Genomic DNA, 19233 nt, shown 5'->3' on the forward strand with positions numbered 1-19233 from the left:
AAGGATAGGATTCGGGGTTTGGTCGTCTATACTTTTTTGGAAGGGAGCATTTCCGAAAGAAGAAAGATGAGATAGTTTAATTTTTCCTTTTCCGATTTTTTTCCGGTCTGAAAAATCAGTATGTTGGGTTCTCTTGGGTTGATCGTAAGACCGGTTCTTGCCGAAATCAAATGGATGATTTTTTCGTTGTCCCCTCGGAAGTAAGAACCCGACTTCATCTTGATCTCGTCTTTCATTTCCGCGACGGATTCGAAACCAAGATTGGATGCAAGAGTACGAATTTTTTCCAGAAGGATAAACGTTTTTGCGTCTTCCGGAGGTTCTCCGAAACGATCCATCATTTCCTTATAAACTTCTTCGATTTCTTCTAAATCCCTGGCGCCTTCAAACTTCTTATAGAATTCGATCTTTTGTCGTGTGTCTGCAATATATGTTTCCGGAATGAAGAAGTTGGTGTTCAGAGTTACGGAGGTTCTCACCTCGACTGTGACTTCTTCTCCTTTGATTCTCGCGATCGCCTCTTCGAGCATGTGAACGTAGAGGTCGAAACCGACTTCCATGATGTCTCCGGATTGTTCTTTTCCGAGAAGATTCCCCGCGCCTCGGATTTCTAAATCCCGCATCGCCACCTTAAAACCCGATCCGAGTTCCTGGTATTCGTAGATCGTGTTGAGACGTTTTTCGGCGAGTTCCGAAACCACCCGATCCTTGGGAAGAAGCAAGTAAGCGTACGCTTTCCTGTCGCTTCGCCCCACTCTTCCTCGAATTTGATACAACTGGGAAAGACCGAAAAGATCCGCTCGTTTGACGAAGAGAGTGTTTACGTTCGGCATATCGATCCCGGATTCTATGATCGTGGTCGTAACTAAAATTTCATATTTACGATTGTAAAAATCGAGAAGTGTTTCTTCGATTTCGTCCTCGGTCATCTGCCCGTGTAATACTCCGATGGAAACCTCGGGAACGATTTCATTGAGATATTTCGTTTCTTGTTCGATCGTTTCCACTCGGTTGTAGAGATAAAAAACCTGTCCATCCCGTTTGATTTCGTTTCGTATCGCCTCTGCGATCAAATCCTCGTCCTCTTCGATCACGTAGGTTTCGACCGACTGACGATTCTTAGGCGGAGTCGCGATGATCGAAAGCTCCCGGATTCCTGTCAGAGCCATATGAAGCGTGCGGGGAATCGGGGTCGCGGTGAGAGTCAGAACGTCCACGAGATTCTTAAACTTCTTGATCGCTTCCTTGTGGTTCACTCCGAATCTTTGTTCCTCATCGATAATGAGAAGACCCAGATTTTTTGGTTTCAACTTCGGAGAAAGAATCGCGTGGGTTCCGATGACCATATCCACTTTTCCGTTGCTAAAATCCTCGAGGATCGCGCGCACTTCGGAAGGACTTTTAAAACGGGAAACGAGTTCCACACGAACCGGATAGTTTTCAAAACGATTCTTAAATGTATTATAATGTTGTAATGCTAAAATCGTTGTCGGGGCGAGCATCATGATTTGGCGCCCGGCGATCGCGACCTTAAAAGCCGCTCGGATCGCAACCTCGGTTTTACCGTAACCGACGTCGCCGCATACGAGACGATCCATCGGACGGGGCGATTCCAGATCCTTTTTGACGGCTTCGATCGCGTCGATCTGATCCGGAGTTTCTTCGTATTCGAACTCGGCCTCGAATTCTTCTTGATAGACCGTGTCGGGTGGAAAGGCGTAACCTTGCAGTTTGAGACGGTTGGAATACATCAGGACAAGATCTTCAGCGAGTTCTTCGACCGCTTTCTGGACCCGTTCCTTTGTTTTTTTCCAAGTGCTCTTACCGAGGCTATCGAGCCGAGGAGATTCGGTTCCGCCGATATATCTCTGCACAAGAGAGATTTGGTCCAGAGGAACAAAAAGCGAATCGCCTCCGCTGTATTCGAGTTTTAGAAAGTCCCTTTCTTTCCCGCCGGCGTTCGTTCTTTCTATCTTCAAGAATTTTCCGACCCCGTGGTGGATGTGAACTACGAAGTCGCCTTCTTTGAGATCGATAAAACTCTGAAGTGCCTTGCTGTTTTGTTTTTTAAAACGAGTCTTCCGTTTGTATTCTCGACCGAAAATATCATTTTCGGATAATATTAGAATTTTCTGATCTTCGTAGATAAATCCGTTTCTGAGTTCGGAAAGAACGAGAAACGCATCTTTTTTCGTTTTTGAAAGATGTATCGGAACTGGTTCCGTCGAGTCTTCGTTTAACAAAACGATTCCTTCTTTTTCGAAAAGCCCTTGAAGACGTTTTGTCTGAGCTTCGAAAGAAGAAGTAAGAATGATTTTCCATCCTCCGTCGTTTCTGAGTTCGGCGATTTTTTCCCGCACTTCCCGAATTTTACCCCGAAAGGTCGGGGCTTCTTTCAGAGGAGAAACCAGATCCCGATCGTTTCGAGGAGGAAGGCCGTAAAAAGAAATCCCCATCAGATCGCGAAGAACCGCGTGTTCTTCTCCGAAGCAAAGCAGTTTTTCCGGAGGCGAACAAAGAACTTCCTTCGAACGTTTTTCGAAAAGGGACGCGTATTCTCTTTCGAGATGAAGCATTCTTTCTTTTACGGAATTGGGAGAAGGAAAAAGAAGAATCGGAGGTTCCGGAAAATAGGAAAGAATTCCGTGATTCTCACGGACGAGAGGAACGAGTTCCTCATAATAGATTCCGTAGTTTCCGTCCGGTATTTCCGGGATGTGCAAGGAAGGATCCGCTGACTTTAGAAGATTCTGATATTCTTTCTTTTGATCCTCGGAAAGAATGTATTCGTCAGCGGGAAGAAGAATCGCTTTTTTTAGATCGGCGACCGATCTCTGTGTGTCGGGATCAAAGGTTCGAATGGATTCGATCTCTTCTCCGAAAAGATCGATTCGAACCGGCTCGGAAGAATAAGAAGAATAGACGTCTAAAATTCCTCCCTTGAGACTGAATTCGCCGAAGGTTTCGCAGACGTCCGCACGTTTGTAACCGAGATCGATCAATTCGATCAGAAGAAGTTCGAGATCGATTTCCTTTCCTTTTTCCAAAGTAATCGAGCGACCTTGCATCGTCGTCACGGGGGGAAGCGTTTTCAAAAAACCCGCGACAGAAGTAAAGATGAGCGCGGGTTCTCCGCTCAAAATTCTCGCGATCGCTTTGATCCGTTCCCGTTTCATCTCCGCGGGATAACGAAGATATTCGTAAGGGAGAACTTCCTGTCCGGGTAAATAGACAAGATCGCTGCTCGGAAGAAAACTCAAGGATTCTCTGTATAAAAATTCCGCGGCTGTATTGTTTTCGGAAATGACCACGATCGTTTGATTCAATTTTTGGAATAAAGAAGAAGCTAATATGGAATGACTTCCGTTCACGACAGAATAAACGCTTCCGGTGACGGTTTCGTCCACCGATCCGTTTTGCCGAGTCGCAAAAGAAGCCGAAGTTTTACCGCGGACATCGGAGGCGCCCTTCGTGGAAGAGGAAGATTTTGCCGAAACATTCTTCTTTTTTGTATGTGCAACTCCGAACGAAGAAAAGAGTTCCTCGCCTACGACCTCAAGAAGATCCTTCATTCGGTGACGCTCAACGTAAGATTGTCGATCAACCGAACCGGTCCGATAAATACCGCGACCGCGAGAAGCACGTTACCCGTAACACTCTCCAAATTCTCCAGAGTGTCCGCGTTCAAAACTTCGAGATAATCGATTTTAATTTTTGCGGAAGAATCCAGGACGTCCTTCATGATATCTCTTACCAAAACCGGATCCTTCATTCCGGAAAGAATCTGAGATTCTCCGAGACGAAGCGCTCTCGAAATCAAAAGAGATTCTTCCTTTTCGGTTCCACTGAGACGTGCGTTACGCGAACTGAGAGCCAATCCTTTATCCGAACGGATCGTTTCACAACCGACGACTTCTACCCGAAACGCCAACATTTTGCAGAATTCGCGGATGAGAAGATACTGCTGGTAATCCTTTTTCCCGAAGAACGCGAGATCGGGTTCCACGAAGTGAAAGAGCCTCGAGATCACAAGAAGAACTCCTTCGAAATGCCCCGGCCGTGATGTCGCGCAGAGATTGTTCATGAGATGTGGAATTTTTAATACGACATCGGGAATCCCACCCGGATACATCGCTTCCTTTTCCGGTAAAAAAACAAGATCCACGTTTTTGGATTCGCAGAGTTTGAGATCTCCTTCCGTGTTGACAGGATATTTTGCGTAGTCTTCCGGGTCGTTGAACTGAGCCGGATTGACGAAGATCGAAACAACGGTTTTATCGGAGCGGGAAACGGATTCTTGAAAAAGGGTCGCGTGGCCTTCGTGCAAAAAACCCATCGTGGGAACAAAACCCACTTTTTTTCCTTCTTTTTTCCAGGTCCGTACCTGGATGTTCACTTCTTCGGGGGTTCTACAGATGATCATAATATTTGAATATTCTCAGGTCCTAATTTGAACGGAGGTGCCGTGTTCTTCGTCCAAACCTTCGAACTCGGAAAGAACTTTCACGTGAGGATAGAGTTCCGCAAGGGATTCTTTGGAAACTTCCTGCCACGTAACCCGTTTTAAGAACGTGGAAACTCCGAGGGAGGAATAGATTCTCGCCGCACCTGCGGTCGGGAGGATATGATTCGTTCCGCTGATATAATCCCCCATCGCCACCGGAGAATAATTCCCCAAAAAAACGGAACCCGCGTGTCTTACTTTTTTGAGATCCTCTTTGTAAGTTCTCGTCTGGATCTCAAGATGTTCCGGAGCGAAAAGATCCGAAAACGCAAAACATTCTTCTAAATTAGGGAAAACGAATATTCTTCCGTGATCTTCGATGGACTTTCGTTTCATCTCGCCTCGTTTCGGACGTTCCCGCAAGGCCTTCTCTACTTCTTTTTGGACATTTTGGGCGAAGGTTTGCGAATTCGTGCAAAGAATCGCGACCGAATCCTCTCCGTGTTCCGCTTGGGATAAAAGATCGGCGGCCACCCAAATCGGATTTGCAGAATCGTCCGCGATCACAAGAACCTCACTCGGTCCCGCAGGACTGTCGATGCCGATGACTCCGAGTCCGCTCAAATAAACTTTAGCCGCGGTAACGAACTTGCTTCCCGGTCCGATGACAAACTCGGAAGCGGAGATCGTTTCGGTTCCATAAGAGACCGCCGCGATTCCTTGCGCTCCTCCCGCGAGAACGATCCGATCCGCGCCGGCGATCTTTGCCGCCGCGATGAGACCGTCCGGAATTTGACCACCTTGTGGCGGAGTAACGATTTGAACATTTTTCACTCCGGCGAGTTTTGCCGGGATCACTCCCATGAGAATGGTGGAAGGATACAAAGCCTTTCCACCGGGAGCGTAGACGGAAACGGATTCCACTGCGGTGTGGCGAATCCCCAGACGATTTCCGTTTACAAGAATTTCCTTATCTTCGGGAATTTGAATCTGATGAAAGGCTCTGATATTTTCAGCGGCTTTTTGAAGAGCGGATTCGAGTGCAGGATCGATCTTCGGGTGAAACTTGGAAAGATCCAAAACGAAAGAATCCGGAACGATTCCGTCAAACTTACGAGTGTATTCTCGGAGAGCCTTGTCCCCGTTTTTTTGAACGTCTTCGATGATGGGTTGGACCAAGGACAAGGTGGAACTCAGATCCTCTCTGGCTCGTTTGAGAACCGGATCCAGAATTTCTCGATCTTTCAAACTGACTGGAAGAATTGAAATCGCCATCTGAAAACCAGGATTTCGGAAAGAACTCTTCCTGCATCTGAAATTTACTCAAAAAAAACAATTGCCCCAAGAAAGAAATCGGTCAGCGTATCTTTTGCTTATGAAACTCGTTTCCCTCAACTGCAATGGAATCCGTTCTTCGCTCGAAAAAGGCCTCTCCGAATACATTCGAGAAACCAAACCCGACTTTCTCTGTTTTCAAGAAACAAAGGCGATGCAGGATCAGGTTCCAACTTCACTTTGGGAAGAAGGCGGATATACTCCGATCTTCCACAGTGCGGAGAAGAAGGGTTACAGCGGCGTTGCGATCCTATACAAAAAACCTCCACAAAAGGTAACGATCGGAATCGGGGATCCGTTCTTCGATGCAGAGGGAAGAAGTATTTATATAGAATATCCGAATTTTGCGCTCTGGAATCTCTACTTTCCTTCCGGAACGACCGGTGACGTGAGACAAACTGCGAAGATGAAATTTTTAGATCTCTTCCAAAAAGAAGCCGCGAAACGAAAGAAGAAACAACCCAATCTCATCATTTGCGGAGACGTAAACATCGCGCACACGCCACAGGACATTCATGATCCGAAGGGGAATGCAAAGAGTAGCGGCTTTTTACCGGAAGAAAGGGAATGGCTGACCGGATTTTTGAAACAAGGTTGGGTCGATACATTCCGCTTCTTGTACCCGGACAAACAAGAATATTCCTGGTGGACGTTTCGCGCCGGCGCGCGCGCAAAAAACAAAGGATGGAGAATCGACTACTTCTTCGTAACGGAAGAATTGAAAAAGAACGTTAAGAGTCATACGATCTACCGAGAAAAACCGTTTTCCGATCACGCACCACTGATCCTGGAAATGAAACTCTAAACGCGGGAGTTCCCACAAATTTTATCTCGTTCGCGAGAGAATGGTCTTCTGCGAAGGAGTTTCTTCACAAGGTTACGCGGGAGTTCCCACAGATTTCCTCTCGTTAGCGAGATGAACCGTTTTCTGCGATCGAGTTTCTTCACAAGGTTACGCGGGAGCTCCCACAGATTGAGCTTTTCCGGAAGCTTGCGAATTTCTTTACGAAGGAAAAGTTAGGATAATACTTCTAAATTTAAGAATATTCGAAATGCAGAATATCTCAAAAAGCCGGTTCGATCCCGGCTTCGCAAATGGAAACAAAAATCATTTTCTTCTTCGAGGTCGATCCTTGGTTTGATCCAAATGCGTCTTGCATTCCGGGGAAAGTTGCGCTTCGTTTTTCAAAAGACAATCTCTCATCGCTCCCCCTCTACGATCCACGTCCTTGCAGAATTTTTCTCGGTCCTCGTAACAAGGTTTTCCTTTTTGGCTCCAGGAAGGATTTCCTCTTCCGTTCCCTTGCGCGGAAAGTCCAAGAAGCGAAAGGAAGAAAATACCGAAAACTAAAAACTTTTTCATAAGATTCTCCTAATAGATTCTGAGTCACAACAGCGAAACAAAGCCCGCATTTTCCTCGTTTTCCGCCCGAATCGTTTCCGAATCGCGAAGATGGATTCACGATTTTCGTTCGTGAGAGAGAGAATTCAGAGAAAAGGAGCGGCCCTAAGCATGCGCCCGAATCGAAGGAAAGTCAAATGAGAATTTCGACAGTATCCAAGAATAGAAATTGATAAATGTCAAAGGAACGACTCAATTCTGGATTGAATCGAAAATTCTTTTCGATCCAATATTAGAGTATGAATCCGGAATTTTGGAACAATCGATACGCATCGGAAGAATGAGTCTACGGACTTCGGGAAAACGATTTTCTTCGAGAAGAGATTCTCCGAGTAAAAAGAGGATGTTCAGGAATTGAAATTTGATCTTTCCGTAGATCGTTTTTCGAATCCACATTCAATCGAAAAAAAAGGGACGCGTTATCTTGCGTCCCTTTTTCGAAATCGTTTTGATTTCAACCGGCCTTTTTCGGAAATTCCGGGATCTTCCAATCTTTCAAATCAAGAGGAAGTTTTGGTAAGAATTTCTTAACCAAGCCGATCGCATCCGATTCAAAAAGAAGCACGTTGTCCGTAATTCTTTCTTGCGATTTGGAGCGAACGATCTTTTTTTCGGTGATGGTTCCGTTGATCAAAATCGGATCTTTCCAAAAGGGAATTCGAACTTCTAACGTCGCGGATTCCCCCACTGCGTCCCCGTTGAATCGTTCCAGGTTCAGGCTCATCGCTGTGCCTTCCCAACCGCCAATTTCTGCGGAATAGTTTCCGGTCTTACTGTGAACTTCTAAGGGGATGCGTACCGATTTCACCGATTCTTTTACAGAATCTTTGATATCTTCGATCATTTTTTCGAGCATTTCGCGCCTCCCTTCTAAGGAGAAAAGAACATTATTTTGTCCCATATGGATGTTCCTATTAGACGTGGTGCGGCGCAACAATAAAACAAACTTTTCAGCCTTCTTACGCCGTTCCTTTTCTTCGTTTCTATTAAAAACAACTGAATTTGACGATTCTTTCAGGTTTTCAGAGTTTTTTACTTTTTTCCCTAAACAGATTGTAAGGAGTTTGATTCTTAGATCCCGAGAAAGTCAAAATCCGTTCCTTTTTGAATTTCGGACCGATTTTTCTTTTTATATCTTGAAAAGAGCGGTTTTGCTTTCCTTTGCAATTGGTCCGATTAGCTTGAGATAAATTTCCATGTTCTCATTTTTACCAGGAAACTTCCCGATCCATTCGATCCTCTCCGGATTTATCGGCTTTTGTTCCGCCTTATCCTTTCTCTTTGTCTTGGGGGAAATTCCGCTCGCGTTTCGAGGACATCGCAACCGAATTCTTCTGTTCCTTTTTATATCCGTCTTTATCTTTGAGTTTCACGCGTATCTTCTCGTAAGCGAATCGATCCGACATGTTCCCTATCTCTACGCGATTCACATTCCGATCTCCGCATTCTTCGGTCCTTTGCTTCGTTCTTACATTTCGGCGCTTTGGGAAGAAGAGGATACGATTCCGATCGTCCGGGTTTGGGATTGGATTCCATGCTTGGTGATTTTTGTCATCCTCGGTCCGTTCTATTTTTCTTCCAGCGAGGAGAAACTGGAATGTTTGAGAATGGCGCAACAAGGAAAACTCACCTGGGACATCCGGATCGGAATCTCAACGATGTCGCTGACCCTTTTCGGTTATCTTTTCAATATCACTTGGAATCTTTTGCATAGAATCCGTTGGTCCACGATCTATTCGCAACCGCAGGTCCGTTTGATTCTTTTCATCCTTTCCACTGCAACTGCTTCCTCCTTTCTGGGATTGACCACGAGCATTCGACAAGACGGAGTCGTCGGCTTGGAGATTTCTTCTATTCTGATTGGAATTCTCCTCTGTGGGATCTACATCGTTCGACAAAGCCATCCGGAAATTTTCAGCGCGGTAAGAAGAATCGTAGAAGACGAAAGAAAATACAAGAACACGCAACTTCGTTCCGTGGATCTGGGTTCTTTAGAGAAAAACCTCAATTCTCTCTTGGAAGAAAAGAAGATCTATAAAGAAGAGAATCTCGGGCTTTCGAGACTCGCAGAGGAACTCGGAATTTCTCCCCACCAACTTTCGGAATATCTCAACCTCCATCTCAAAAGAAATTTCTTTCAATTGATCAACGGTTATAGAATCGCAGAAGCAAAACATCGTTTACTCCATTCTCCGAAGGAAACGGTTCTTTCGATCGCCTACGAAGTCGGGTTTCAGTCCAAGTCTTCGTTTAACGACGCGTTTCGAAAGGAAGTTGGCTTAAGTCCGACCGAATTTCGTAAAAAAGGAGAATCAAAAGACCTGATTGATAAGTCAGGTCGTTTTTTTTCGACCGTTTCGACCAAGTCGGACGATTGAATTCTTAAAAGAATGTAAACTCCTCTCATACAAAGAAGGAGATTCTTTTTATGAATCCAAACCAATGTGAGTTAGTTCTAGACTGCGTCCAAAAAATCGGGCTCTTTCAATTTACGATGAATATCCTGCGCTATTATCCGATCGCAGGTCTGGCTTTTCTGATTCTTTACGTTTGGAAAAAGGATTACTTTCATCGTTTTCGGATTCAATCCGTCTATCCGAAGGTTGAAAAAATCAAAAACGAAATCAAACAATCCGCCGTGACTCTTTTCGTTTTTACGATCATCGCGACCACGAATATCGTAAGCGCACGAATGGGACTGATTCCGAATCATGTGTATTTCGGAGATTATAGCTCGCACGGCGGTTATTTATATATGTTTCTATCTTTTGTGCTGATCACGATCTGGCACGAGACATGGTTTTATTGGGCTCATAGATGGATGCATCACAAGAAAGTTTATTCTCTCGTCCATTCCGTCCACCATCAATCCGTAAATCCGTCCCCTCTTGCCGCATACCACTTTCACATTCTGGAAGCTTTTTTAGAAGGAATCTACATCGTCTTCTTTGTGCTTTTTATTCCGATCCATTTTCACGTGCTTCTCTTTCATACCGTCTACGCGATGGTTATGAATGTCTGGTGGCATCTGGGTTACGAATTTCTTCCAAGGAGCTGGGTGAGACATCCGATCTTGAAATGGATCAACACTTCCACACACCACAATCTCCATCACCAAAAGTTTCACGGAAACTACAGTCTCTATTTCAATTTCTGGGATAGAATCATGGTAACGAATTTCCCGTATTACGAGGATTACTTTGAATCCTTATCGGACAAACGGAGCGTTCGCAAAAACGATTCCGATCCGAAAATCCGTTGGTCGGAAACTCCTGCGGAAGGTTGATCAAAAACGTCCCATAACTTCAACTTACGACACAACATTTCGTCGCGCTCTAGAGAAATCTAGAGCGCGATTTTTTAAATCTTACTTCTTCAAATCTAATTTCAAAAAGGATACTATTTCCTGCGCGACGATCTCCGGAGCCTCGAGCGGTAAAAAATGTCCCGCATTGTTTACAATCTTAAATAGAACGCGAGAATAGAATTCGGATTCTAATCCGCGAAATGAATTCGGAGAAATACATTCGTCTTTTTCTCCCGAAAGAACGAGGGTGGGAACCCCGATCTTTCGAAACACAATTTCTCTACTCGAATTCCAGAGAGAAAAGTTGCTCGGAGTCAAAAGACCTCTGTAGTATCCAAGCGCCGTGGATAAGTTTTCCGGAACTTTTAAATTCTCCGAAACTTCCCTAAATCGTTCTTCCGGAATCTTCCAACCGGGGCTCCAGTCCTCCCAGAGCCTTCGAAGGAGATCGTTTTTTAAAAGGGCGGATTCGGGGATTCCAGCGCGTAGCTGAAAAAATAGAATATACCAACTCCGAACGATCTGAGAAGGATAGAACAAAAGGTTTTTTAGAAACGTAGGAAGCGGAGGAACAGAAAGAGCGACTAACGTATCCAAAGAAGAAGGCGAAAGATTGGCAAGTGCATAAGCCGCAATCGCTCCCCAGTCATGTCCGACCACGATCGTATTCTCCGGTTTGTGTTTGGCCTTGAGTGACTCTACGATAAACTTCAGATCTCCTGCGAGTTCGGCGATGCTGACGGTCGGGGAAAAGGGAACGCCGGAACCGGAAGAATATCCCCTCATATACGGTGCGATACAGGTGAAATCTCTTTCCGAGAAGATATTTAAGAGAGCTTTCATCGAACCTGCGTCGTCCGGAAATCCGTGGAAGAAGAAGATCAGTTTTTTTCCATTTCCGAGGCTAAGGTATTTGTATTCTCTTTCCCCGTTTTTTAGAGACGCGGTTTGGATCTCAGACATGAAGGCTCCTATTCTTTATGGTCTTCTTTTTCAAAGACCTACGTTGTGTGAGATCCTACATTCGGTTTACAGAACCGATTGTCAAAATAAATTAAGCCCATGTTCCATTTGGATCTTTCCAAAGCTCCCACGCAAAATTTCAATTCTCCCGAATCCGTCCTTTTCTATCTGGGCTCCAAGGCGATCCAAGCCTCCCTTCCACAGGAAGCCGTGATTCGATCTCTTCAAAAACTTTCGATTCGTGGAAACGTGATCCTTCTTTCCATCGGAAAGGCCGCATATCCGATGGCGGCCGCCGCGACCGAAATCCTAAAAAGTCAAATTCAAAGCGGACTCATTCTCACCAAGTATGGGCACGCTGGAAAGCCGATTCCTCCTTTAGAAACGATGGAAGCGGGACATCCGATTCCGGACGCGAACAGTATTTTGGGTGGAAGGAGAATTTTGAATCTCTGTTCTCAACTGCGTCCTGAGGATACGGTGCTCGTTCTTTTATCCGGCGGAGGCTCTTCTCTCGCGGAGGTGCCGTTCGGAGATCTCACGTTGGAGGATCTCGTTTACTGGAACAAAATGCTACTGGAAAGCGGCGCTCCGATCCAAGACGTAAACGAAATTCGGATTCTTCTATCGTCTCTAAAAGGTGGCGGACTTTTATCGAAGATTCTTCCTGCGAAATCGGTGACCTTGATTCTTTCGGATGTGATCGGAGACGATCTTTCGAAAGTCGCTTCCGGACCCACAATCCCCTCGCTCACGAATAAAAATTCCATTTTAAGAATATTCCAACAATACAATATACCTCCGAACGATACAATGTTACGTCTCTTGGAGGATAAAATAAAAAAAGAAGGAGAATCTCCGATCAACATCGAACCTTCTCGAAATTCGATTTATTGTATCGGGAACCTCGGCCTTGCCATGGAAATGATCCAAAAAGAATGCACTCATCTTACGATTCCAGTTCTATTTCTGACTTCCTCTTTGTCCTGCGAGGCAAAAGAAGCCGGATTCTTTTTAGCGGAAATCGCGAAAGAATATTCAAAAAATAGAACGTCTCCCCTTTTGATTCTTTGCGGAGGAGAAACGATCGTTACCCATGACGGTTCGGGAAAAGGCGGGAGAAACCAAGAACTTGCCTTGTCGTTCGCCAAAAGAATCGCGGGGCATTCCGGAATTTCGCTTCTTTCCTTGGCAACGGACGGAACGGACGGTCCCACGGACGCGGCGGGGGCTTTTGTGAACGGAAACACCTGGGAAAAAATCCAGTCCGTCTCCGATGCGGATCTCGCTCTCAAAAGGCATCGATCTTACGAGGCGCTCCAATCGGCGGATGCTCTTGTACGGACCGGTCCAACCGGAACCAACGTGAATGATATTCAGTTTATCTGGATTGATACGAAAGAAAAGAATAGGAACTGATTTAGTCCCCTTGCGGATAAAAACGAAGACAGTTTCTTCCTTCTTCCTTCGCCAAGTAGAGGGCTTTATCTGCGCGTTCGATCAATTCCGTGATCGAATTCTCCGGACTCGGACTCAAGGTCGCCATTCCGATACTGACCGTAACGGTGGGAGCCGTTTTTGAGGCGGAATGAGGAATCGAAAGTTTTTCAACTTTTTCTAATATGTTTCGGCTGACGACGACGGCATTGGACTCACTCGTTTCCGGAAGAATCACCGCGAATTCTTCACCTCCGTATCGAGCCGAGACGTCTCCCGCTCTTCGGGCGCAATCTCGAATTGCCGAAGAAACTTGCTTGAGACACTGGTCCCCGGCTTGGTGTCCGTAAGTATCGTTGAAGAGTTTAAAGTGATCGATATCGAGCATGAGGAGCGCAACGCTATTCCCGGTTCTCCAACAACGTTTCCATTCCGTCGAAAGAACCTCGTCGAAGTATCTTCGATTGAAAAGGCCGGTCAATCCGTCCGTTCTTGCGATGGCAAGAAGATAGGCGTTCACTTCTTTGAGTTGGTCGGTCAGTTTTTCCAACTCCTTTTCTCGTTCCATTCTTCTGGTCATCTCTTCATAAAGACGCAAGGCGGAGCGAACCCGCGCCAAAAGTTCGATGGCATCGAATGGTTTGATGACGTAATCGATGGCGCCCGTGTCGAAGGCCTCTTGCAGGACGTTGGATTCCTTTAAGGCTGTGATCATGATAACCGGTATATCTTTGAGTCCCGGCTTTTCACGGATCAGGCGAAGAATTTCGATCCCCGTAATTCCAGGAAGAAGAATGTCGAGAAGAATAAGGGAAAAATTTTTTTTCGGAGGATCCTCCGATTTTAAACTAAGCCAATCGATGACCTCGTCCGGAGATTGACTCGTCAGCGTTTCTTTGTAGCCCGATCTCTTCAGGATTCCTTGCATAAGCATACAATTTTCCTGGGCGTCATCTAATATGAGAATCGAATTCATCTACAAATAGCTCCCCGGATTATTCAAAAAAAAAAGGCAATGAAAGGATACAAAGCTCTTCTGAAATACGAATGAAATCAAACGAATTTTTTAAAAACTTCTTGCTCCATTCCCCGGATCGGCAAAGTCTAATAAAGAAATGAGCAGAAATACAAAACGATGGACTGCTTTTTTAGGAACGATCGGTTTTACCACCGCTCTTCTTTGTTTTACCATCATGCTTTCCGGACAAAATTGTCCCGCATTTCCGATCGTCAAATCCACAGCCTCTTCGGAACTTCCGCCTTGTCATCAAAAGGAAACTTCGGCAAACAACGAAACGGCGCCAAACTGTTCTTCTTGTCATTTTGAAGTTTCGCAAGAATCGGTTCAGCCGAAAATCTTGGATCTTCATCCCAATGAAGAGATTGTCCTTTTTACGGTCTCCGAACTCTTCCTCCAGAAACAAAATCAAACGAAGAATTTTGTATTTTCGTTCTTTGAGAACCGCACGTTTCATTCTCAAAAATTCGTACTGCTTTCCATCGCTTCGATTCGAATTTTGACCTGATTCCTCTTTTCTTCTAACTTACTTTCCCATCGTATTTTAATTTTAGAATTTAGGAATATTATCATGTTAACTAGAAAAGAACTTCTCACCCAATCTGCGGCCGTCCTCGCCTTTGCGAGCGCTGGAACTTTATTTGCGAAAGATTCAACCGGTCATAACGGTCACAAACATCCGGATTCTTCCAAAAAGACGGAAAAAGAATCCGCCAAAAAAGGAAATCGAAAGGCATTGGAAGCGGCATCCAAATGTATCCTCAACGCGGAGATATGTCTGGCTCATTGCGAAGAAAATCTTTCCACCGGAGATACTATGCTCGCGGATTGTTTGAAAACCGTAAAAGACACATTAGCTCTTTGTAAAGCGTTTGTGAGTCTTGGCGCTTCCAACTCCGTTTACGCGAAAGACATAGCCGCTCTTTGTATCAAAGCCTGCGAGGCTTGTGAAAAAGAATGCAGAGTTCACGAATCACATCACGATATCTGCAAGAATTGTGCGGACAGCTGTAAAGAATGTATCGCCGAACTGAAAAAAGTCGCGTAAGGAAGGAAAAGAAAATGGGAAAAAAAATTCTAATCCTTTTGAGCCTAACCCTCTTTGTAACCGGTCTTCTGGAAGCGAAGTCGATCCTTCCCGTTCGACCGATGATTCTCAAAGAACTCGATCAAATCCATCAGTCTCTTCTGAATCAAAAGGAGGCTAACGTGGAGCGACTGATCGCGAGTCTTCAACAGGAATCTTCCAGGGACAAAAGCCTTGTACCGGCGCTTCAGGCGGCTGAAAAATTCAAAAAGGCCGTATCGGAAAAGGACAAACTCGACGCATATGGGGAACTTTCCGAATCCTTGAAAGAGTATATTCAAAAAGATGAATCTACCGGGGTTCACGTTTTTTATTGCCCGATGGTAAAAAAGAAATGGATCGCCTCCGGCGAAAAGGTTCAAAATCCTTACGACCCTTCGATGAAGGGTTGTGGAAAAAAGATCTAATTCTGATTTAAAAGAATCTCTTAATTCTGTATCGGGAACTGAATTTGAAATTTGGTTCCCGGTTTTGCGTCCTCTACCAGCAATTCCCCTGAAATTTGTTTCGTAAGAATTTTTACGAGTTGAAGACCCAAGGTTTCGTGGTCCAGAAACGAAAATCCTTTCGGAATTCCTTTACCGTTGTCGCGAATCGTAACCGTAATTTTTCCGTCCTCTTCTTCCGCTCGAATATTGACTTCTCCTTCGGAACCGTCGACAAACGCGTGTTTGATGGCATTCGTAACCAATTCGCAGGCGATCAATCCTAGGGGAATCGCGGTGTCCATATTCAGAATCAAACCTTGGGCGGCGATCATGTGACGGACTTTGGGATCTACTCCGTAGAGATTCCATAAATTTTGCAAGAGCATCGTCAAATAACTTCCGAAGTCCACATGAGATAGATCTCTTGATTTATAGAGTTCGTTGTGAACCAAGGACATGGAAAAAACCCGACTTTCCGTATCTTTTAGCAAACCGTAAAGTTCTTTCGAAGTGAGTTCGCGGGACATCGCGTTATCCGCCTGCAAATTGAGAAGCGAAACCATAATCTGCATATTGTTCTTCACCCTGTGATGAATTTCCTGGATGAGAGTGTCTTTTTCCGCGAGAGACGCAAGAATCGATTCTCTATTTCGAACCGTCTCTGTCACGTCCGTGATCACTGCAAGATCCAAGATCTGATTCCGAAATCGAAATTTATAGATCGTTGATTCGGTGATCAACGCGCTTCCGTCTTTCTTCCTGTGATAAAAGGAACCACCTTTGTTGACTCCGAACTGATAAAGACCGATCTCATTTCGCAAACGTTCGGAATCGTTTTCGTCGATGATTTCGAAGATCCTTTTTCCGATCAGCTCGTTCTCTTTATAGCCGTATTTTTCCAAAACCGCCTGATTCACTTCCACGATTTGAAAGGAATCGTCTTCGAAAAGAAAAGCGGGATGCGGGTTGTATTGAAAAAAGAGTCGATACCGCTCTTCGTTTTCCTGTTCGAATACGTTTTTCTTTTCCAGCTCTAAAGCCAGACGATTTCGTTCATAGGCAAAGATCAAAGAGCGACTCAGGGAGTAAGAATCGAATTTTCCTTTGTAGACGTAATCCTGCGCTCCGATCTGAAGCGCGTTCACGGTGATTTCCTTATCTTCCGCGCCGCTACAAATGATCACTGGAATCTGAGGGAATCTATTTTTAATTTCGGAAAGGGCTTCCAAACCGGCGCAATCCGGAAGGGAAAGATCTAAGAGAACGAGATCCGGACGCTCCTCCGAAATGAGATCCAGTCCGGTTGAAAAATTGATACTTCTACTGACTTGAAAGGAGGGACTTTCGGATTCACAGAGATATTCTTGAATCAAGCGGAAATCCGCATTTGAATCTTCTATCAAAAGAACGGAAAATGAATCTTTAAACATAAGAAAGGCTCTCTCTAAATTCTATTTCTCTATTTCTATTTATAAAGACTCTGAATCCGGCTCTATCGGAAGATCGATCGTAACCGAAAAACCGGAAGGTGAGGATTCGACTTCTAAACTTCCACCGTGAATCTCCGCAATTTTTTTACTAAAGAACAAACCGCAACCCATTCCTTTCACAGATTGAGCGTTTGGATATCGATGAAACAATTCGATCCGATAAGGCTCTCCGTTCAATTCCACACCGATACCGTCGTCTTGAATTCGGATTCGATGAACGTTCGGAAATTCTTGATAGGAAATAAGAATTCTTCCCGGTTTGTTCGGTTTTCGAAAATGAATCGAGTTTTGAAAGAGATTGAAAAATAATTCTTGGAGAAGTGGTGCGCTTCCCTGGATCTCCGGAAATTCTCCGATCCACTCCAACGTAAGATCGGAAGCCTCGAGATCTTTTTCTAAATCGAGAAGACCTGCTTCCAATGTTTCTCTGAGAGAAATTTTTCGAAAACGTTTTCCTTCCTTTTCGATTCGTACAAAGGAAAGAAGAGAATTGATCCGGTTCCAGAGACGGTCCGCTCCGGCAAGACTGATCTGTAAAAATTCCTTTCCATCCTGACTCAATTCTTCGGAAGAACGTTTTGAAAGAAGTTTCAGAAACGAAGTCAGATTTCGGATGGGTTCTTGGAGATCGTGGTAGATTTTGGATACGACGGCGCTAAGTTCTTTCTCTTTGTTTCTAAAAAACCCTTCTTGAGAATATTCTAATATTTCCAAAAGAAAATATTCCAAAGAATCGATTCTGACTCGGTTCAAAACCGCTTTGAATTCGGTTTCTTTTCCGAAGTCCGTTTGAGTCCGACCTTGGAATTCGATTGAATTTTCTATATTCAAGTTTCTGAATTCTTCTATCTGTGACTGATTTCGAATCTTTAGGATTTGATCTATGGATTTTCCCTTACAGAGCTCCCTTTCGGATTCTCCGCAGAGAGTTGCGAAAGAATCATTGCAAAACATAACGTGAAAACTTTCTTCCAGGATTGCTATGGGAGTTCGGAGTTGGGATAAAATTGAGAATACGGATTCAGTCAAGAATGCATTTCCCTCGGTTAGAATGATTGTATTCACGATCCATCCGTTCGCCCCTGGCGATAGATTCAACGATCGCAAAGAAATTCCATAGAATTCTTTGAAATAGCAAATCTTTGTCTAAAAAAATGGACGAATCAAATCAAATTGTCAATCCGGGTTTTTTCGTTTTTTTCTTTTTTCAAATGTAAGAATATTCTTTTTTTCGAAATTAGGAACCTCTAAAGCGTTGGATTTAATACAATTGGTATATGAAACTCCAAAGTCTGCCCCGGTGACATAGGCACCCCATCGTTTCCTGATCGACATCGTTTTCTATCACCTGAGTGCTCCATGGGAGTTCCCACAAAATTGAATTTGCATTCGAAAACGGATCTTTGTTGGAAACAGAAAGGCTTCCACGACGTTTTCCCCTAACCGTGTTTTAGAAGAACAAAGTTGCGGTTCCTTCTCAACCCCGGAATCGAAGGAATGAATTTATTTCCAACCAAGTGTTCAACTTCCCGTCAATCGAACTCATTTTGGAAAATCGAGATTTCATCCGATCGAACCTTTTTGAATCAACTTGCGTTAAAGGCTCGGTTTTACTTCCATTTTGTTCGGTGAGGTTTTATCCTCTCCGTAGATGGATTGATTTGGTTTTTTGAAAACGACGCTCCAAACGAGGTTTGGATTTCAGAGAACGGGCTTTCCTTGATTTGAGGAGGAAAACACCCGTTTTTTGGAGAAGAGATTCTTATTCGCTGAAGGTAATGGTTTCAATGACGACAGTTTTAGTCGGTTTGTCCTGAAAACCGGTTTCCGTTTCGGAAATCGCTTCTACGATATTCGTTCCTTCCGTTACCTTTCCGAACACCGCGTGTCGATTGTCCAAATAAAAGTTGTCTCGAACGTTGATGAAAAACTGGGAACCCCCGGTATTCGGGCCGGCATTGGCCATCGAAAGCGTATATTTTTCGTTCTTCAAATCTTTATGAAATTCATCCTGAATCTTGTATCCGGGTCCACCCGTTCCAGTTCCGGTCGGACAACCGCCCTGAATCATAAAATTTTTGATAACTCGGTGAAATGTAAGACCATTGTAAAATCCTTCCTTCGCGAGTTTGATAAAATTCCCCGCAGTGATCGGAGCACGTTCCTCATCGAGAAAGACGGAAAAATTTCCAAAATTTGTCTTAAATACCGCAGTTGCCATAACAGTTTATCCTCTGTTTTAAGAATTCCTCTCCACTTTCCGAAACTATATTATAGCAGAAAGCGATTTCTTGCGAAAAACGAACAAAAACACAGATTTCA

General features: G+C 44.4%; 17 protein-coding genes. 7 read left to right on the forward strand and 10 right to left on the reverse strand.

Annotation, left to right across the window (positions count from 1 at the left end; genetic code table 11):
• Positions 1-26: 26 nt before the first annotated feature.
• The 3 genes from mfd to hisD are packed head-to-tail and all read right to left on the reverse strand — an operon-like array spanning position 27 to position 5719.
• On the reverse strand, positions 27-3572 hold the full coding sequence (mfd, locus tag DLM75_RS12240) for a transcription-repair coupling factor (RefSeq protein ID WP_118968794.1): 3546 nt from the start codon (positions 3570-3572) through the stop codon (positions 27-29).
• Positions 3569-4423: a pantoate--beta-alanine ligase gene (panC, locus tag DLM75_RS12245; protein WP_118968795.1), complete on the reverse strand. Its 855-nt coding sequence runs from the start codon at positions 4421-4423 to the stop codon at positions 3569-3571. The genes mfd and panC overlap by 4 nt, the downstream gene beginning before the upstream one ends.
• Positions 4424-4438: 15 nt before the next feature.
• Complete coding sequence (hisD, locus tag DLM75_RS12250; protein WP_118968796.1) at positions 4439-5719, reverse strand: histidinol dehydrogenase; 1281 nt, start codon at positions 5717-5719, stop codon at positions 4439-4441.
• Positions 5720-5819: 100 nt separating this feature from the next.
• Here hisD and DLM75_RS12255 point away from each other — a divergent pair, with 100 nt between their 5' ends.
• A complete protein-coding gene (locus DLM75_RS12255; protein WP_118968797.1) occupies positions 5820-6584 on the forward strand; it encodes an exodeoxyribonuclease III in 765 nt (254 codons plus the stop codon).
• Between the two features lie 303 nt (positions 6585-6887).
• Here DLM75_RS12255 and DLM75_RS12260 read toward each other — a convergent pair whose 3' ends face one another.
• Together DLM75_RS12260 and DLM75_RS12270 are read right to left on the reverse strand one after the other, a co-directional pair.
• Complete coding sequence (locus tag DLM75_RS12260; RefSeq protein WP_118968798.1) at positions 6888-7142, reverse strand: hypothetical protein; 255 nt, start codon at positions 7140-7142, stop codon at positions 6888-6890.
• Positions 7143-7635: 493 nt separating this feature from the next.
• Positions 7636-8037 (reverse strand): hypothetical protein, encoded by a 402-nt coding sequence (locus tag DLM75_RS12270; RefSeq protein WP_118969166.1) that lies wholly within the window; start codon positions 8035-8037, stop codon positions 7636-7638.
• 340 nt (positions 8038-8377) lie between these two features.
• On the opposite strand from DLM75_RS12270, the gene DLM75_RS12280 reads away from it, so the two are divergent.
• Both DLM75_RS12280 and DLM75_RS12285 read left to right on the forward strand, forming a co-directional pair.
• The gene (locus tag DLM75_RS12280) at positions 8378-9559 is read left to right on the forward strand and encodes an AraC family transcriptional regulator (protein ID WP_118968801.1); all 1182 of its coding nucleotides are present in this window, start codon (positions 8378-8380) and stop codon (positions 9557-9559) included.
• A gap of 50 nt (positions 9560-9609) precedes the next feature.
• Positions 9610-10467: a sterol desaturase family protein gene (locus DLM75_RS12285; RefSeq protein ID WP_118968802.1), complete on the forward strand. Its 858-nt coding sequence runs from the start codon at positions 9610-9612 to the stop codon at positions 10465-10467.
• Between the two features lie 81 nt (positions 10468-10548).
• Here the strand turns inward: DLM75_RS12285 and DLM75_RS12290 are convergent, their stop codons facing one another.
• Positions 10549-11451, reverse strand: a complete 903-nt coding sequence (locus DLM75_RS12290) for an alpha/beta fold hydrolase (protein ID WP_118968803.1) — start codon at positions 11449-11451, stop codon at positions 10549-10551.
• Positions 11452-11550: 99 nt separating this feature from the next.
• Here DLM75_RS12290 and DLM75_RS12295 point away from each other — a divergent pair, with 99 nt between their 5' ends.
• Positions 11551-12870, forward strand: coding sequence for a glycerate kinase type-2 family protein (locus DLM75_RS12295; protein WP_118968804.1), 1320 nt, complete (start codon positions 11551-11553; stop codon positions 12868-12870).
• Between the two features lies 1 nt (position 12871).
• On the opposite strand, the gene DLM75_RS12300 is transcribed toward DLM75_RS12295, so the two are convergent.
• Positions 12872-13864: a GGDEF domain-containing response regulator gene (locus DLM75_RS12300; RefSeq protein ID WP_118968805.1), complete on the reverse strand. Its 993-nt coding sequence runs from the start codon at positions 13862-13864 to the stop codon at positions 12872-12874.
• A gap of 139 nt (positions 13865-14003) precedes the next feature.
• On the opposite strand from DLM75_RS12300, the gene DLM75_RS12305 reads away from it, so the two are divergent.
• From DLM75_RS12305 to DLM75_RS12315, 3 genes are all read left to right on the forward strand, one after another.
• Entirely contained in the window at positions 14004-14414 is a 411-nt protein-coding gene (locus DLM75_RS12305) for a hypothetical protein (protein ID WP_118968806.1), read from the forward strand.
• A gap of 63 nt (positions 14415-14477) precedes the next feature.
• Entirely contained in the window at positions 14478-14954 is a 477-nt protein-coding gene (locus tag DLM75_RS12310; RefSeq protein WP_118968807.1) for a four-helix bundle copper-binding protein, read from the forward strand.
• A 14-nt stretch (positions 14955-14968) separates the two neighbouring features.
• Positions 14969-15400: an LIC13259 family plasminogen/vitronectin/complement-binding protein gene (locus DLM75_RS12315; protein ID WP_118968808.1), complete on the forward strand. Its 432-nt coding sequence runs from the start codon at positions 14969-14971 to the stop codon at positions 15398-15400.
• Positions 15401-15420: 20 nt separating this feature from the next.
• On the opposite strand, the gene DLM75_RS12320 is transcribed toward DLM75_RS12315, so the two are convergent.
• From DLM75_RS12320 to DLM75_RS12330, 3 genes are all read right to left on the reverse strand, one after another.
• Positions 15421-16851: a histidine kinase dimerization/phosphoacceptor domain -containing protein gene (locus DLM75_RS12320; protein WP_118968809.1), complete on the reverse strand. Its 1431-nt coding sequence runs from the start codon at positions 16849-16851 to the stop codon at positions 15421-15423.
• Positions 16852-16890: 39 nt separating this feature from the next.
• Complete coding sequence (locus DLM75_RS12325; RefSeq protein WP_147456629.1) at positions 16891-17976, reverse strand: sensor histidine kinase; 1086 nt, start codon at positions 17974-17976, stop codon at positions 16891-16893.
• A 697-nt stretch (positions 17977-18673) separates the two neighbouring features.
• A complete protein-coding gene (locus tag DLM75_RS12330; protein ID WP_118968811.1) occupies positions 18674-19132 on the reverse strand; it encodes a peptidylprolyl isomerase in 459 nt (152 codons plus the stop codon).
• Positions 19133-19233 lie beyond the last annotated feature (101 nt).

Source organism: Leptospira stimsonii (assembly GCF_003545885.1).
Taxonomy (GTDB): Bacteria; Spirochaetota; Leptospiria; order Leptospirales; family Leptospiraceae; genus Leptospira; species Leptospira stimsonii.

What these genes read in the sequence shown, in the direction of transcription:
- mfd (WP_118968794.1), bottom strand. Translation starts at nt 3,572, where the DNA reads ATGAAGGATCTTCTTGAGGTCGTAGGCGAGGAACTCTTTTCTTCGTTC.
- panC (WP_118968795.1), bottom strand. Translation starts at nt 4,423, where the DNA reads ATGATCATCTGTAGAACCCCCGAAGAAGTGAACATCCAGGTACGGACC.
- hisD (WP_118968796.1), bottom strand. Translation starts at nt 5,719, where the DNA reads ATGGCGATTTCAATTCTTCCAGTCAGTTTGAAAGATCGAGAAATTCTG.
- DLM75_RS12255 (WP_118968797.1), top strand. Translation starts at nt 5,820, where the DNA reads ATGAAACTCGTTTCCCTCAACTGCAATGGAATCCGTTCTTCGCTCGAA.
- DLM75_RS12260 (WP_118968798.1), bottom strand. Translation starts at nt 7,142, where the DNA reads ATGAAAAAGTTTTTAGTTTTCGGTATTTTCTTCCTTTCGCTTCTTGGA.
- DLM75_RS12270 (WP_118969166.1), bottom strand. Translation starts at nt 8,037, where the DNA reads ATGCTCGAAAAAATGATCGAAGATATCAAAGATTCTGTAAAAGAATCG.
- DLM75_RS12280 (WP_118968801.1), top strand. Translation starts at nt 8,378, where the DNA reads ATGTTCTCATTTTTACCAGGAAACTTCCCGATCCATTCGATCCTCTCC.
- DLM75_RS12285 (WP_118968802.1), top strand. Translation starts at nt 9,610, where the DNA reads ATGAATCCAAACCAATGTGAGTTAGTTCTAGACTGCGTCCAAAAAATC.
- DLM75_RS12290 (WP_118968803.1), bottom strand. Translation starts at nt 11,451, where the DNA reads ATGTCTGAGATCCAAACCGCGTCTCTAAAAAACGGGGAAAGAGAATAC.
- DLM75_RS12295 (WP_118968804.1), top strand. Translation starts at nt 11,551, where the DNA reads ATGTTCCATTTGGATCTTTCCAAAGCTCCCACGCAAAATTTCAATTCT.
- DLM75_RS12300 (WP_118968805.1), bottom strand. Translation starts at nt 13,864, where the DNA reads ATGAATTCGATTCTCATATTAGATGACGCCCAGGAAAATTGTATGCTT.
- DLM75_RS12305 (WP_118968806.1), top strand. Translation starts at nt 14,004, where the DNA reads ATGAGCAGAAATACAAAACGATGGACTGCTTTTTTAGGAACGATCGGT.
- DLM75_RS12310 (WP_118968807.1), top strand. Translation starts at nt 14,478, where the DNA reads ATGTTAACTAGAAAAGAACTTCTCACCCAATCTGCGGCCGTCCTCGCC.
- DLM75_RS12315 (WP_118968808.1), top strand. Translation starts at nt 14,969, where the DNA reads ATGGGAAAAAAAATTCTAATCCTTTTGAGCCTAACCCTCTTTGTAACC.
- DLM75_RS12320 (WP_118968809.1), bottom strand. Translation starts at nt 16,851, where the DNA reads ATGTTTAAAGATTCATTTTCCGTTCTTTTGATAGAAGATTCAAATGCG.
- DLM75_RS12330 (WP_118968811.1), bottom strand. Translation starts at nt 19,132, where the DNA reads ATGGCAACTGCGGTATTTAAGACAAATTTTGGAAATTTTTCCGTCTTT.